This window comes from Stenotrophomonas sp. STEN029 (genome assembly GCF_056760015.1).
Window position 1 is genome coordinate 1 of record NZ_JBRREC010000106.1, and the last position, 15,858, is coordinate 15,858.

Annotated in this window: 9 protein-coding genes; 1 reads left to right on the forward strand and 8 read right to left on the reverse strand. The window is 64.7% G+C overall.

Features of this window, described 5'->3' with window-relative positions; genetic code table 11:
• The first annotated feature begins 215 nt into the window (after positions 1 to 215).
• Complete coding sequence (locus tag ACVOLI_RS18115) at positions 216 to 1,631, forward strand: coniferyl aldehyde dehydrogenase (protein WP_481615443.1); 1,416 nt, start codon at positions 216 to 218, stop codon at positions 1,629 to 1,631.
• Between the two features lie 240 nt (positions 1,632 to 1,871).
• On the opposite strand, the gene ACVOLI_RS18120 is transcribed toward ACVOLI_RS18115, so the two are convergent.
• From ACVOLI_RS18120 to ACVOLI_RS18155, 8 genes are all read right to left on the reverse strand, one after another.
• Positions 1,872 to 2,834 carry a transaldolase gene (locus ACVOLI_RS18120; RefSeq protein ID WP_481615444.1) on the reverse strand — a complete coding sequence of 321 codons (963 nt, stop codon included), beginning with the start codon at positions 2,832 to 2,834 and terminating at the stop codon, positions 1,872 to 1,874.
• 13 nt (positions 2,835 to 2,847) lie between these two features.
• Entirely contained in the window at positions 2,848 to 4,041 is a 1,194-nt protein-coding gene (locus tag ACVOLI_RS18125) for a CaiB/BaiF CoA transferase family protein (protein ID WP_282267488.1), read from the reverse strand.
• A 162-nt stretch (positions 4,042 to 4,203) separates the two neighbouring features.
• Positions 4,204 to 6,060 carry a glycoside hydrolase family 127 protein gene (locus ACVOLI_RS18130; RefSeq protein WP_481615445.1) on the reverse strand — a complete coding sequence of 619 codons (1,857 nt, stop codon included), beginning with the start codon at positions 6,058 to 6,060 and terminating at the stop codon, positions 4,204 to 4,206.
• Positions 6,057 to 8,246 (reverse strand): formylglycine-generating enzyme family protein, encoded by a 2,190-nt coding sequence (locus tag ACVOLI_RS18135; RefSeq protein ID WP_481615446.1) that lies wholly within the window; start codon positions 8,244 to 8,246, stop codon positions 6,057 to 6,059. The genes ACVOLI_RS18130 and ACVOLI_RS18135 overlap by 4 nt, the downstream gene beginning before the upstream one ends.
• A 37-nt stretch (positions 8,247 to 8,283) precedes the next feature.
• Positions 8,284 to 9,225 carry a ribokinase gene (locus tag ACVOLI_RS18140; RefSeq protein WP_481615447.1) on the reverse strand — a complete coding sequence of 314 codons (942 nt, stop codon included), beginning with the start codon at positions 9,223 to 9,225 and terminating at the stop codon, positions 8,284 to 8,286.
• On the reverse strand, positions 9,222 to 10,478 hold the full coding sequence (locus ACVOLI_RS18145) for a serine hydrolase domain-containing protein (protein WP_481615448.1): 1,257 nt from the start codon (positions 10,476 to 10,478) through the stop codon (positions 9,222 to 9,224). Before ACVOLI_RS18145 ends, ACVOLI_RS18140 begins: the two co-directional genes overlap by 4 nt.
• A 20-nt stretch (positions 10,479 to 10,498) precedes the next feature.
• On the reverse strand, positions 10,499 to 12,757 hold the full coding sequence (locus ACVOLI_RS18150; protein ID WP_481615449.1) for a TonB-dependent receptor: 2,259 nt from the start codon (positions 12,755 to 12,757) through the stop codon (positions 10,499 to 10,501).
• 435 nt (positions 12,758 to 13,192) lie between these two features.
• Entirely contained in the window at positions 13,193 to 15,376 is a 2,184-nt protein-coding gene (locus ACVOLI_RS18155) for a TonB-dependent receptor (RefSeq protein WP_481615450.1), read from the reverse strand.
• Positions 15,377 to 15,858 lie beyond the last annotated feature (482 nt).

Below are 15,858 nucleotides of genomic sequence, written 5' to 3' on the forward strand. Positions count from 1 at the left end.
GCGCAAGGGAGGGGGCAAAAACGGCGTGCACGGGGGGCTGACAGGTCACGTGCTTCGCTCCCTCCCTTGCGCAACGCGCAGGGGAGGGTCGGGGAGGGGTAGCTCCACCGCCTTCGCTCGCGACTTTGCGCAGCACATCACGCCCGCCCCGCACACAAGCCTTCACTCCTCAACGCACACAGGTTTACAGTGGCCGCTGATCTTGGGGAGGCACCATGGATCCACAGCCCGATGGTTCAAACACGCTGCAGCAGCATCTGACGCAACTGCGTGCGGCCTGGCAGCAGCACAAGCCAGACTACGCGCAGCGCCGCGACGACCTGCGTCGCCTGCGCGCGGCGTTCAAGGCACGCATTCCCGAGATGACCGAAGCGATCGCCGCTGATTTCGGCCATCGCTCGAAACACGAATCGGTGATCGCCGACGGCATGACCGTCACTGGCGAGATCGACCATCTGCTCTCGCACCTGCGTGGCTGGATGAAGCCGGAGCGGATTGGCGTGGGCTGGCGCTTCTGGCCGGCGCGGGCGCAGGTGCGGCCGGTGCCGGTGGGTGTAGTCGGAGTGATCTCGCCATGGAACTACCCGGTCAATCTGGCGCTGGTGCCGTTGGCAACGGCGATTGCCGCTGGTAACCACGTGATGCTCAAGCCGTCCGAGCACACACCGAATAGCTCAGTGTTCCTGCAGTCTTTGTTGGCCGAGGTATTTCCCGATGATCGGGTGGCGGTGGTGCAGGGCGATGCCAGCGTGGCCTCTGCGTTCTCGGGCCTGCCGTTCGACCATCTGGTATTCACCGGCTCCACCGCGATTGGCCGCAAGGTGATGGCGGCCGCCGCGCAGCATCTGACGCCGTTGACCCTGGAGCTTGGCGGCAAGTCACCGGCCTTGGTGGCCGCGGATTATCCAGTGGAAGGTGCTGCGGCGCGCCTGGCGACCGGCAAGTGGTTCAACGCCGGCCAGACCTGCATCGCACCGGATTATGTGCTGATCGACGAGGCGCGGGTGGATGCACTGGTGGCTGCGTTGCGTGCGCAGGTGCAGCTGCGTTACGGCGACTTCAGTGATGCTGCCGATTACAGCCGCATCATCAACGAAGGCCAGTACCAGCGTCTGCAGGGCTATGTGGATGACGCGCGCGCGCGTGGCCTGCAGGTATTGCCGCTGGCTGACATCGATGCCGAACGCTCGCGGCGCGAGCGGCTGTTCCCACCGACCTTGGTCCTGCAACCGGGCGATGACGCGACGGTGATGCAGGACGAAATCTTCGGGCCGATCCTGCCGATTCGCAGCTATCGTTCACTGGACGAGGCCATCGCCACCATCAATGGCCGTGACCGGCCCTTGGCCCTGTATCCCTTCAGCCATGACAAGGCAACGGTGGAAAAGATCGTCGGCCAGACCATTGCCGGTGGCGTCACCGTCAATGACACCTTGCTGCACTTTGCGATCAACGGCCTGCCGTTTGGTGGCGTTGGCGCGAGTGGTATGGGCGCGTACCACGGCAAGGCCGGCTTCGATGCGATGAGCAAGCGCTTGCCGGTGTTGTGGCAAACCCGCCGGGCCGGCAGTGATCTGCTGCGGCCGCCGTACACACGGGTAGCGCGTTTCATCGAGATGATTTCGCGCTGAGGGAGAAAAGCCGCAACCAGGCACAGGGGGCCGGCTGCGGTGACCCCGGCACGAGGGAGAGGGAGCCGGGTGTCGAAAAGCTGTTGAAAGCCCCTCTCCCTGCGGGAGAGGGGTTGGGGTGAGGGTAGGGGGCGAAGCCGCCTGGAGCCAATTATCTCCAGGCTTCGCTCTTACCCTCATCCGCCCTTCGGGCACCTTCTCCCGGCGGGAGAAGGGAGTAATCGGGCATTGCTTTGGCTGTCAGCCGCCCAACTCATCCGCAATCCGCTGACGCAAAGTCTGCAGATCCTTCGCAAACGCCTCAATACCGGTAGCCAGCTTCTCGGTGGCCATCGGATCGGCCGCCATATCCGCATCAAACGTCGCTTCATCAATCGCAGCGACGTTCACCGCTTCGGCAGCACCGGCCACCAGCGTGCGCGGCAGCGCGCCGAAGTCAGCATCCAGCTTCTCCAGCAGGTCCGGCGAGATCGTCAAGCGATCACAGCCAGCCAGGGCTTCAATCTGCGCGGTCGAGCGGAACGAGGCACCCATCACCACCGTGCTGGAACCGCGACGCTTGAACTCGGCGAACACACCACGCACGAACACCACGCCCGGGTCTTCGTCGATGCTGGCCGGGGTCTGGCCGTTGGCCACGTACCAATCCAGGATGCGGCCAACAAACGGCGAGATCAGGAACGAACCGGCTTCCGAGCAGGCCAGGGCCTGGGTCGGGTTGAAGATCAGGGTCAGGTTGCAGTCGATGCCTTCGGCCTGCAGCACGCGCGCGGCCTGCACGCCGGCCCAGGTGGCGGCGATCTTGATCAGCACCTTGCTGCGCGGCACGCCGGCCGCTTCGTACATGGCGATGAACTCGCGCGCCTTGGCAATCGTGGCCTCGGTGTTGTGCGCCTGGTCGGCATCCACCTCGGTGGACACGCGGCCTGGCACCAGCTCGGCCAGCATGGTGCCGACGCCGACCGTCAGGCGATCAACCACGGCATTGGCGATGGCCTGCTTGTCACCGCTTTGGGCGCGGCCCCACTGCAGCTCGCGCTCGATCAGGCCGGCGTAGACCGGCAGGTCGAGGGCTTTCTTCACCAGCGTCGGGTTGGTGGTGCAGTCGACCGGACGCAGGCGCTTGATGGCATCGTAATCGCCGGTATCGGCGACGACGACGGACAGTTCGCGCAGCTGCGCGAGCTTGGATGCAGTGCTCATGAGGTGCTCCGGATCAGGCGGGGGTGTCGCCATCATCGACGGCGGCGATGACAGCGGCGGTGTCCTGGTCGAAGGTCGGCGCGGCGAATGGCTGCGGGCCGGGGGTGCGACCAAACACGATGGGACGGGTGATGCCACGGTAGCTGCCCAGCAAGGGGTGCTGCAGCGTGGTGATCATTTCTTCGGCCAGCACCTGCGGGTGCTCGAACATGTCCTCGACCTTGCGCGCGGCCGCGCACGGCACTTCTTCGCCGAACAGCGCTTCCCATTCCAGCGCACTGCGTGCAGCCAGTGCTGCATGCAGCTTGGCCAGCAGTTCGTCGGAATGCTCGGCGCGCTTGCGCACGGTGTCGTAGCGCGGATCGCTGCCCATTGCCGGCAGGCCGATCTTGTCGCACAACGCCTGCCAGAAGCGCGGCGTATTGGCCGAGATGTACAGATGGCCCTGTGCGGTCGGGTGGATGCCGGTAACACCGCCCGAACGCATGTCGCGGCCCACGCCTTCGGGCTCGCCTTCGGCCCAGATCATTCGTGCCGACTGCATGGTCAGCGCGCTGCGCAGCAGCGACACGCCCACGTACTGGCCTTCGCCACTGCGTTCGCGCTCGAACAATGCCGAGGACACGCCGGCAGCGACCAGCGCGGCGGCGTAGTAGTCGACCACCGAGCCGTACAGGATTTCCGGCGCGCCGCCGGGCTTGCCCTGCATCGCGCACATGCCGGTCATGGTCTGCAGCACCTGGTCGTAGCCGGCCTTGTCCTTGAGCGGACCGTCCTCGCCGTAACCGGTGACCGCGCAGTACACCAGGCGCGGATTGATCTTGTTCAGGCTGTCGAAATCGATGCCCAGGCGGGCCGGCACGCTGGGGCGGAAGTTGTGCACCAGCACGTCGGCCTCGCGCACCAGGCGCATCAGCACTGCACGCTGGTCGGCTTCCTTCAGGTCCAGCACCACGCCGCGCTTGGAGCGGTTCACGCCGAGGAAGGCGCGGCTCTCGGCCTCCAGCGTGGACGGGTATTTGCGCAGGTTGTCGCCAACCGGCGGTTCCACCTTGATCACTTCCGCGCCCTGGTCGGCCAGCAGGGTGCAGCCGTACGGCCCGGCGATATAGGCGCTCAGGTCCAGCACGCGCACGCCGCTGAGCGGGCCACGGGCACCATCGCGCTGGGCGATGTCGAACGGAGATGGGTTGTTGCTTGCTGACATTGGCTGCACTCGAATCCTTGATTGCAGTTTCCTCCCGGTGGATGGGAAGAAACATATCGTGCGGGTATTTTCAGCGAGGACAAAAAGCAGGTATCGCGGTGTCATCGCCTTCAAAACCACCGCTGCCTTCACAGTTTCTGGTGACAGTCAGCGGTGACAGGCTTAGTGCGGGGCCAGCGACAGCCAGCTCAGGCGCCAGACGTCGTGCTCGCGGCCACCACAGCGGTAATACGGCTCGAACACCAGCGGCGCGCGGCATTCCAGCTGCATCGTCACCGGCGCGCCTTCACCTTCGTCCTGGCCTACCTGCAGCCAGCGCGAGGGATCCCCTTCCGGCAGCTTCACCGTTTCATCGGTCTTGAAGCCATCGATCAGCGTGGTGGCATAGACCAGCGGGCCGTAGCTCAAGCCAACGTATTCCCAGCGCAGCACTTCCTGCGCCACCGGCGAGCCGTCCGGTGCACGCGATTCCTGCACGTTGATGTTGGCTGCGCGGTGCAGCTGCGGCTGCATCGGCAGCTTCACGCTGACCAGATCGCCGGCCTGCCACTGGCGCTGCAGCTGCACGTAACCATCCGTGCCAACCTGCACCGGCACGTTGATGCCGTTGACCTGGATGCGGGCGTCCTCGGCCCAGGCCGGGATGCGCAGGCCGATGCCGAAGCTGGCGCTGTGCTCGGGCGTCACCCGCAGGCTGATCTCACCATTGAATGGATAGCGGGTCTGCTGCTGCAGCACCACCTTGCCGGCTTCCGCGTGATGAAGCGTGGCTTCACCGGCGCCGTACAGGTTCACCCGCAGGCCACCATCGGCGGCAACGCCATAGGCGACCTGCGGCAGCTCTTCCACCGCCATCGCGCCGGACGACTTGCAGCAACGCCAATACGTCGTATGCACGCGCTTGCCGTTGGGGAAGGTGTAGTAACACCAGTCCTCGCCGTTCGGTGCCATCGCTGCCAGCAGGTCGTTGTAAGCGGTGCGTTCCAGTTCATCGGCGTAACGCGCGTGGCCGCTGATGGCCAGCAGCTCGCGGTTGAGCTGCATCCATGCCAGCACCGAGCAGGTTTCCACATAGGCCTGCGGGAAGAAGGTGCGCGGTGCGTTGAACACCTCGCGCGAGCGATGGGCGACGCCGCCCCACGGGCCGCCGCCCAGGGTCAGGTGCTGCTCGCGGATGTTGCTCCACAGATTGTCGATGGCCAGCTTGTAATCGGCCTTGCCGGTGGCCTTGTACAGCTTGGCCAGTCCAACAAGATTCCACGACAGCTGGTAAGCCTTGCCGGTGGCGATGAAGGCCGCGTCTTCGTTGGCGATGCCCTTGTCGAGCAGGGCCAGGCGCGGATTGGCGTTGGCTTGCTGCAGGATCTTTTCGGCCAGCGCCAGATAGCGCGGCTCACCGGTGACCAGGTACAGATCGGCGGCCGGGTCCAGCAGTACCGTCGCCGACATGCCGTGATGGTTGCCCAGCGTGGTGATGTCGATGCCCGATTCCAGCGCCTGCCAGCACAGGTCGGCGATGCGCCGCGCGGCCTGCAGGTAGCTGTCATCGCCCAGCGCACGCCAGGTTTCGAGGAAGCCGAGGATCAGGTAGCTGTGGGTCCAGATGTCCCAGGTGCGCAGCGCCGGTTCGCCGTTCCAGCTCTCGGGCTTGGGCGGCTGCGGCACGGTGAAGCGGCGGTCGGCGGCATAGTTGCCGAGATAGCCGTCCTCGTCCTGCTGGCTGATCAGCCAATCGGCGACGCGGCGCAGGTTGGCTTCCAGCTCGGGTTGGCCGCCCTGTGCGACCGCACGTGCGGTCGCCGACAGCCATTTGCCGGCGTGCTCGCCGTACCAATCGCCTTCCTGGTTCTGCTGTTTGTGCGCCTGGCCGAAGATGCTGATCGACGGGCTGGCTTCATCGACGATGAAATGGCTGAGGCGGCCGCTGCGGTTGGCGGCGAGCATCTGCCCGAACACACTGTCGAGCTTCACCGCTGCCGGTGTGATCAGCTGCTGGCCGCTGGTGATGGCCGCACTCATGCCGCGTCCACCACGCAACGGAAGCCGAGCATGCCGCTGCGGTCTTTGGCCGGGGCCATCAGCAGGTACTTGCCGTGCTGGTCCAGGCGGTAGGCCTGCGGGAAATACCAATGCGAGGTCTGCGGCTGGTAGCTGGAGCCACCGCGCAGGATCGCCGCACGGGTGTGCTCGTCGCTGAACTCATCGGTCCACTGCCACACGTTGCCGACCAGGTCCTCGACACCGAACGGGCTTGCGCCCTGCGGATGCGCATCGACATCGGCCGGGGCCAGCAGGCGGCGGCCGCGGTTGACCTGCGGCACACGGCTCTGGTCCCAGTCATTGCCCCACGGATAGGTGCGGCCATCGTTGCCCTGCGCGGCGTACTGCCATTCCCATTCGTGCGGCAGACGCTTGCCGGCCCACGCAGCGTAGGCGCGTGCGTCTTCCAGCGACACCCAGATCACCGGCTTGTTGTCCCAGCCGGCGCGCGGTGCGCCATCGACCCAATGGGCGAGGAAGTTGATGTCATCGGCCGGGTGATAGCCGGTGGCATCGATGAAGGCCTTGAACTGCGCATTGGTGACCGGATGGCGATCGATATGGAACGCCTGCATCTGCATCAACTTGCGGTGATGGCGGCGCGGGCAGTCTTCCCACGGAAACTGCACGTCCTGGCCGGCCCAGTTGAAGCCCTCGATCTCGACACCGCCAACGGCGAACACGAACTCGCCAGCCGGGATGGTGACCATGCCCTGCGGCGCGGCAGCCTGCGCGGTGGTGGCGGGAATCTCGCGCAGCTGCTGCGGGATTGCCTTCCATGCGCCGGAGAAACTGTTGAGCGGCTGTTCGGCGCGCTTGGCAGCTTCGATCAGGAACGCATCAAGGCCTTCAATGGCAACGCCAGCCTGCACGCTCAGCACCGCACCAAAGCCGCGCGCTTCCATCGGCAGCTCGATGATGGCCACGCCATCACGCACGGCCGGTGACAGCTCAACGCCATGCCAGACATCGTAGTAACGGGTGCCGTCCACATGCGGCAAGCCGATCTGCTCACCATTGACCGCGTATTCGTTGCGGTTGATGAACGTATGCAGGCATTGACCATCGACCGGGAACTTGCTGGCGAAGATGCCGCCCTGGTAGCAGACCTGGTAGGGCCCCCAGTCCATGGCCACGATCAGCGCCGGGAACTGGCGATAGATGGCGGCGATGCGGCGCAGGGTTTCACCATCACGCGCGGTGAACTGGTTCCAGATGCCCCAGATGTTTTCCCAGGCGTTGTAGCCGATGCCGTTGAAGAAGCAGTACTGCAGGTCGTGGTTGCGGTTGCGGCCCCAGCGATTCTCGTAGTTGACCATGTGGCGCGGCTCCAGCCACTTCCACTTGGACACCGGCGGCACCGGACCGTCGGGTGCCTTCTTGCCCCAGCTCTGCACGTTCCAGATCAGCTGCTCTTCCGAGCTGATGGTGGACTCGGGCTGCACCACCACCGGGTTGCCGTTGGCGTCGCAGGCATCGAAGAATGCACGCGGCACGCCGTTGAAGGTGTCGCCGTTGATGCCGTCGGCACCGGTGGCCTTGATGATCTCGGCCAGCCCGTCCCAATGCGTCACGCCCGGGTCACGGGTGCCGTGGTCCCACGGCTTGGCCGGCAGGAACACGCGCACGCCGCGCTTCTGGAATGCCTTCACCGCGGCGGTCAAACCCTCCAGGCCGCCCGGCAGCGTATGCGCCAGATCGAACTGGTTGCGGTCGTCGATGCCGATGTTCGGGTAGATGTACCAGATCAGCACCGAGTCCAGCCCGCCGAAGCGTTCGATCAGATCGTCCAGGTACTTGTCGACGGTGTACTGCGCGGTTTCCACGTCGAAGAAATAGCGGTCCTCGACCATCATCTGCGCGTGCACGAAGTTGCGCTGCGCCCACTGCAGTTCCGGACGACGGTAGTTCACGTCGGTATAGCCGATGCGCACCAGGTGTTCCTGGCGCCAGTCCTTCAGCTCGGTCAGCCAGTCGCCGGCGCTGGCGTTGGCATCGATCATCCAGCTGCCGATGTCGGCGAACGGCCATGCCGGTGCCTTGCCCGGCGTCGGCAGGTAGCGGCCGGTGGTGACGTGCGAGAACTTGTACTCGGTGTGGATCGCCTCACGCCCGTGATCGGGGGAATCGTTGTCGTAATCGGGGGCGGGGTAGGGGGAGGTCATGGCAGTCATCCAACAAAAACGGGGGGAGGCGTAACGGTTACAGCGCGCACCATGCCGTGAGTGCGGCATGGGCGTCGGTGCCGGGCAGGCGGCTGGCGTCGGCCAGCAAAGCCTGTACTTCGGCATGTTCGGGAATACTGGATTGTGCACCCAGCCGCGTGCAGGCCAGTGCCGAGGCGGCGCTGGCGGCCAGCAGGGCCTGCTGCAGCGGTTCATCGCGGGCGAGCAGGGCGACCAAGGTGCCGCAGAAGGTGTCGCCGGCAGCCGTGGTATCGAGTGGCGAGATCGAGAACGCTGGCTGCACCAGGATCTGCCCATCGATGCGGGCCAGGCTGCCGCGCGCGCCGAGGGTGACGATCACGCAGGGAACGTCGAGCCGTGCCAGGCCGGTGGCCAGGTCCGGCGGATTGCCGGCAACCACGGCCAACTCGCCTTCGTTGACGATCAGCACGTCCAGCTGTGCCAGCAGTTCGGCCGGCAACACCTGCGCTGGTGCTGCGTTCAAGGCGACTTTCACCCCGGCGGCGCGGGCGGCGGTGGCATAGGCCTGTACCGAGGCCAGTGGCGATTCCAGCTGCAACAGCAGCCATTGCACGCCATCCAGCGACGGCAGGTGTTCGGGCAGCAAGGCCATGTTGGCGCCGGGGGCGACGGTGATCGCGTTCTCGGCATCATCGGACAGGCAGATGAAGGCGGTGCCAGTTGGCAGCTGCGCATCGCGCACTGCATGCAGCAGCACGCCAGCGTCGTTCAACGAGGCTTCAATTGGTTTGGCGAAGTCATCGGCACCCAGGGCAAGCAGCATCTGCGTGGCAGCGCCACCGGCACGCGCGCAGGCCACGGCCTGGTTTGCACCCTTGCCACCGGGGAAGGTACGGAATTCGCGGCCGAGCACGGTTTCACCCGGTGCCGGCACATGCGCCGCGCGCACCACGAAATCGAGATTGGCCGAGCCGGCGACAAGAACGGTGGAACTCATGGAATGGCCTGGTAAACGAGGTTGTAAAAACGGGTGGACGGTGAAGCAAGTGCCTTGTCACCGCTGGGCAGGTACTGCATCAGCAGGATGGCCACCAGCTTCTCCTTGCGGTCGATGGTGAAGTACGTGGACGCCGCACCGGACCAGCCAAACTGGCCGACGCTGCCGAGCTTGCCGCGGTACGCCGGGTTGGTGATGACATAACCGCCCAGGCCAAAGCCTTCGCCCGCGCCATAGCTGCTGATGGCAGGCTCGAAGCCACCAAGCTGGTCGCTCATCATCAGATCGATGGTCTTGCGCGCGAGCAGCTGTTGCTTTCCGCTGCGGCCATCATCAAGCAGCATGTGGGCGAACTTGAGGTAGTCGGCAGCGGTGGAATACAGGCCGCCGGCACCGCTGTCATAGCCCTTCAGGCGCACGCCCGGGGTACGCGCGCTGAGCGTATCGGCTACGCGCAGGCTGCCATCGTCGTTGCTGGTTGGCAGCTCGACCACGCGACCGCGCTGCGCTACCGGAACTTCAAAGCCGGTGTCATGCATCGCCAACGGGCTGAAGATGCGTTGCTGCAGGAACTGTGCGAATGGCTGCCCGCTGACCACTTCGACCACGCGCGCCAGCAGTTCGGTGTTGCTGCCTTCGTAATGGAAGTGGGTGCCGGGCGCATCGGCCAGCGGCAGCGTGGACAAGCGGCGTGCAACGTCCTGCAGCGAGGTCGCGCTGTCGACATCGGCCGCAGTCAGCAGCTTGGTCGCCACCCGGTGCGTGTCCGACGCCGCCGCGAAGCCGCTGGTATGGGTGAGCAGATGGCGCAGGGTGATCGCGCGCGGCGCATCTTCGGTCTGCGGATGTTGTACGTCGCCACCGGTCACCACGGTGCGGTCGGCGAACTCGGGCAGGTAGCGCGCCAGCGGATCGTCCAACGACAGCTTGCCTTCTTCCAGCAACATCAACACGGCGATCGAGGTCACCGGCTTGGTCATCGAATAGATGCGGAAGATGCTGTCGGCCTGCAGTGGCCGGTGGCCAGCGCTGTCGGCGTGGCCGTAGTGCTGCTGGAACACGACGCGGCCATCGTGCTCCACCAGCGCCACCGCGCCCGGGAACTGGCCCGGTGCGGTGCTGGCCTGCAGGAAACCGTCCAGCCGCTGCCAGCGCTCATCAGCGTGCAGCAGCGGCGCGGACAGGCACAACAGGAGTGCGGCGCCACGGCGCAGCCTGCGGCGGCTGCGCGGTGTTGCGATGGATTGATGCATGGCGTGCACTCCTGCGCTCATCAGCGGAACGTATACGAATAGCTCAACGACACCACGCGACCACGACCGGCCCAGTAGTTCTGCCAGCCATCGCCCTGCGAGCCGCTGAGGATGTAGTACTTGTTGAACAGGTTGTCCACGCCCAGCGAGAACGTACCGAAGCGCCCCGAATCATAGTTCACGCCCAGATCCCACAGCGTGTAGCCGTTGATCTTTTCGTCGTAGTCGTACTCTTCGCCGTCGTATTCGCGCACTGCCGAGCCGGTGAGGTGGCGATCGCGCAACATGCTGGCACCGAGCGTTGCGTCGAGGTTGGGCAATGCCTTCCACACCAGGGCGACGTTGATCTTGTCCGGCGTCGCATCGAAGATGCCCAGCGGCTTCTTCATCGGGCCTGCGTCATAGCGGCCCTGCGGGTCCGGGCCCCAGAACGAGGTGTAGCCGCGCAGGTGCGTGTACAGGCCGGTGATCTTGAAGGTGTCGGTGAAGCGGAATTCGCCAGTGAGCTCGATGCCTTTGATGTCGGTGGGCGCGCGGGTCATGATGAAGTCGCTGGTCAGCGGGTCCACTTCCAGCGATGCACCGAAGTCGGAGGTGGAGTGGTACCAGCTGCCACTCAGCGCACCGCGCGAACCACGCCAGTTGAAGCCGATGTCGATGTTGTCGACGATGATCGCCTGCAGGTCGAGGATGCCGGCCACAGTCTGGCCCGGATAATTCACGTTGCGCAGCGGGATGCCGATGTCGGGCAGGGTGAAGCCCTTGCTGTAGGCACTGAACAGGGAGAACTCATCGGTGACGCGCCAGATCGCGCCGATGTTGGGCAGGTTGGCGGTGTAGTCCAGGGTGCCGCCTTCGACGAAGGAATTGTTGCGGTAGGCGACGGTGGTATAGCTGTCGATGTCGAGCTCACCGTTCTCGCGGCGGAAGCCGCCGCTGACCGTGACCGGGCCGATATCCCAGGACAGCTGCGCATACGGGGCGACGCTCCGGTAATCCATCGGCGGCACCCAGACGCGGTCGGTCATCACCAGCCGCTGCTCGGCCACGTCCTGCACGAAGTCCACGCCGGTATGCAGCTCCAATCCGTCCACGCCAAAGATGCTGGGACGCGTCCACGAGGTACGCAGGCCCTTCTTGCGTGACTGGATCTCGGACTGGTCGAAGATGCGGTCGGCATCATCGGCCGGTGCCGGCTTCACCAGCTGGCGGTCGGCGCCGTTCTCCGGCAGGAAGCGCATGCCCTGCTTGGCCTGGTAGCCGACAAGGTCGAGCGTGCCGCCGTAGAAATCGCTGTGGGTGTACTGCAGGCTGTACTGGATGAACTTGTTGAGCGCATCGCGCTGGCCGTCGATGTGGCCCTTGATCGAGGTATTCGGTACCGGCGTGTCGCAGGGTGGCCAGTCGTTCGGGCCCTTGCAGCCGACCAGCTGGATGTAGTCGCCATTGCCGCCGATGTTGAAGTTGCTGTACGTGGCCTGCAGGCGCTGTTCGCCGTCCTCGCCGAAGTTGTAGCCGCCCTTCATGTACAGGTTGCGCGACTGCGAATCGGCCAGCGAACCACTGGAATTCATGCCGATGCTGCGGTTCTTGGCGTCATAGGCCATGCCGCGCTCCAGCTGCGAGACGCTGGCCAGGAAGTCGTAGTTGTCCTGCTTGATCGCGTGGCTCAGGCCCAGCTTCCAGCCGACGCTGTCGTCGTTGAACTGGGTCTGGTAGCGCGCATTGATGGTGGTCTCGCTGCCAATCTGTTCCGGTACCTTGGAGATGTAGTTGATCACACCGCCGGTGGCGCCGATGCCCTCGGCAGCGGACGGACCGTTGATCACTTCGATGCGGCCGATCACGCCCATGTCGGTGAAGGTGCCGTTGCGGGTGCCTTCGCGCAGTGGTGAGCCTTGCGGGATGCTGTCGAACAGGCGCAGCGGAATGCGCCCACGCAGCGACTCGCCGGAGTTGGTCATTGCCTGCGAGGATTCGGCATAGCCGGGAATGGTGCGTGCCAGTACCGCGGTGTTGTCCTCGGTGATGATCAGCGACTGCTTGATCTCTTCCGGGGTGATGATGGTGATGGCGCCGGGGATCTTGTCCACCGCCTTGGGCGCGCGTACGCCGGTGACGATGACCCGATCAAGCTCGGTGGCCTTTTTATCCTGCGCGCGCTTGTCGGCGCTGCGACTGTCTTCTTCGTTTGCTGCCTGCATCTGCTGGGCCTGCACGCTGCTGCTGATCGCAGCGGCCAGGACCAGAACCCCCAACGCTACCGGTACCTTCTTCATGTTGTTTATCTCGTTTTTGTTTTAGATAAGACGTGCATGAACTGCTGCCGCGGACTGCGGCATTCCGATACTTCTGTTGGCTGCTGCATCCCTCCCGACGCAACTCCCCGACAACAGCAGCCTAGGCGTGCACAGGAGGGCATTGAAGGCGGGGGGCCTTGCTTCAGACGTGAGGTTTTGTTGCTTGAAACAAGCTGTGGTTTTTTCTTGCGGTGCAACAAGAAAGGTTTTCTTGTTGCCGCAGCCGTTGCTTCTGTAGGAGCGGCGTAAGCCGCGAAGCAGACCACCGTTCCGGCGACGAGTTGTCTGCAATTGCGGGATGTGCGGGAGCGGTTGCTTTCTCCAGCTTCGCGGCTTATGCCGCTCCCACAAACAACAAACATAAAAAAAAACGGCGCCACAGTTGCCTGTGGCGCCGTCTTCAAACTGCAGTCATCAGAACTTGATGGTGTGCGACAGCGACACCATCCGGCCGCGGCCGGAGAAGTAGTTCTGCCAGCCCGGCAGCTGCGACCAGGTCAACACGTACTGCTTGTCGAACAGGTTCTCGATGCCCAGCGACAGCTGGCCGAAGCGGCCGGTGTCGTAGTTCACGCTGAGGTCCCACAGCGCGTAGCCATAGGTGTTCTCTTCGTTGACGTAGACATCGCCGTTGGCCGGATTGGTGAAGGTCTCACGCAGGTCGCGGCTTAAGGTCTTGCTCACGCCCAGGGTGGCGTTGAGGGTATCGGTCGGGGTCCAGGTCAGCGAGGCATTCACCTTGTCCGGCGAGATGTCCAGGATGCCCATTTCCTTCTTCAGGCCCGAGCCCGGGTAGTACTGGGTCTGGCCACGGATACGCGAGTACAGGAAGGTGGCCTTCCAGTGCTGGTTGAAGGTCCAGGCGCTGTTGAGCTCGAAGCCTTCGATCTCGACCGGCGAACGGGTCAGGATGAAGTCGTCGGTTGCCTTGTCCACGGTCAGGGTGGAGCCGAAGTCCGAGGTGGAGCGGTAAACGGACGCACCCACCTGGCCCTTGGCACCGCGCCAGTTGAAGCCGATTTCCTTGTTCTCGGTGATCAGCGGCTGCAGGTCGGTGATGCAGGACACGGCCTTGCAGGGGCTGCTGGCCTGGATGTTGCGCAGCGGGATGCCGACGTTGGCGATGCCGAAGCCTTCGGAGTACGAAGCGAACACCGACCAGGCATCGTTGATGCGCCAGATCGCGCCGAAGTTGGGCATGGTGGCCTTGTAGTCCAGCTTGCCGCCCTGCACCGGGGTGTGGTCACGGAAGGCGACCGTGGTGTAGCTGTCGATCTCCAGCTCGCCGTCTTCGCGGCGCACGCCGGCGTCCAGCGTCACCGGGCCGATGTCCCAGCTCAGCTGCGCGTACGGCGCCATGCTGGTGTACTTCATCGGCGGCACCCACAGGCGGTTGGTCAGTGCCAGGCGCTGTTCGGCGGTGTCTTCCACCAGGTCCAGGCCGGCACGCAGGCGCAGGCCTTCGACCTTGAACAGGTCGCTGTAGGCGTAGCCGAAGCGCAGGCCCTTCTTCTCGCTGTTGATTTCCGACTGGTCCCAGATGCGGTCGGCATCATCGGTCGGGGCCGGCTTGGTCAGCTGGCGGTCGTCGCCGTTCTCCGGCACGTAACGCATGGCCTGCTCTGCCCAGTAGGCATCAACGCTCAGGTCGCCGCCGAAGAAATCGGCATTGGTGTACTTCACCGCGAACTGCTCGAAATCGTTGAACTCGGCCAGCGAGCCGGCGATGGAGCCCTTCTCTGCGGTGTTGGTGGTCGGGTTCGGGCACTCCACTGGATCGAAGCGGCAACCTTCCACCGGGATGTAGTTGTGCTTGCCGCCGATGTGGAAGTTGCTGTAGCTGGCCTGGATGCGCTGCATCTGGTCTTCGCCGAAGTTGTAGCCGCCCTTCACGAAGAGGTTCTTGCTGTACGAATCGGACAGCGAACCGGAGGTGTTCAGGCCGACGCGGCGGCCGTCGCCGTCATAGGCGATGCCGCGGTCGATGTAAGCGCCGCTGATCACGAAGTCGGTCGCATCGCCACGGAAGGTGTGGGTGACGCCGATCTTGGACTGGTCGCTGTTGTCCTTGAACTGGGTGCCGTAGCGGGTGCTGATGATGGTCTGGTGGCCATCGACTTCCGGGTTCTTGGACAGGTAGTTGATCACGCCACCGGCGCCACCAATGCCTTCGGCGGCGGACGGACCATTGATGACCTCGATGCGGCCGATCACGCCCATGTCGGTGAAGGTGCCGTTGCGGTTGCCTTCGCGCAGCGGCGAGCCCTGCGGCACGCCGTCGAACAGGCGCAGCGCGATGCGACCACGCAGGGTCTCACCGGAGTTGCTCATCGCCTGCGAGGATTCGGAGTAGCCCGGCACCATGCGTGCGAGCACGGCGGTGGCGTCTTCGGTCAGGTTGAGGGTGCGCTGCACCTGCTCCTGGGTCACCAGGGTGACGGCGCCGGGAACCTTCTCGATGGCGACCGGGGTGCGGCTGCCGGTGACGATCACCTGGTCCAGGTTGGTGGCGGCATCGCCGGCGTCTTGTGCAAAGGCCGGGCTCATCGCGCTGGCGAGCAGCACGGCGCTGATGGCGGCCGAAAGTGGCTTGATCATGTTGTTCTCTCCCCCAGGTTTGAATGTGTGACGCGACCGGCCTGGGAGCCGGCAGAGCCAGAATGCGACGGGGACTAGCGCCCCTTTGATCCTGCCGTTTGCTGTTTTCGGTCCCCGACCAGGCGGGCACCGGACGCAACTCCGACGTTGGGCGAAGCCTAGGCGGCGCCCCGGCGCGATAGAAGCGCACCTGTGTATGTTCAAAGCCTAGGGTTTGTTGCGATTGGCCTTTGCATCGGTAGTGCCGAGCGATGCTCGGCAGGGGCTTCACCGGGATGTATCCGGCAGACGTGTCCCATGTAGGAGCGGCGTAAGCCGCGAAGCCACCGCAAAATCAGAAGCGGAAGGGCTGACCCCTCCCCAACCGAGGGGAGCTGTAGTGGGGGGGGGGGGGGGGGGGGGGGGGGGGGGGGGGGGGGGGGCAGCCCCCCCCGCGCCGCGCGGCCGAAGCAAAAAAGGAAAAAAAGAGAAGAGAGAAAAAA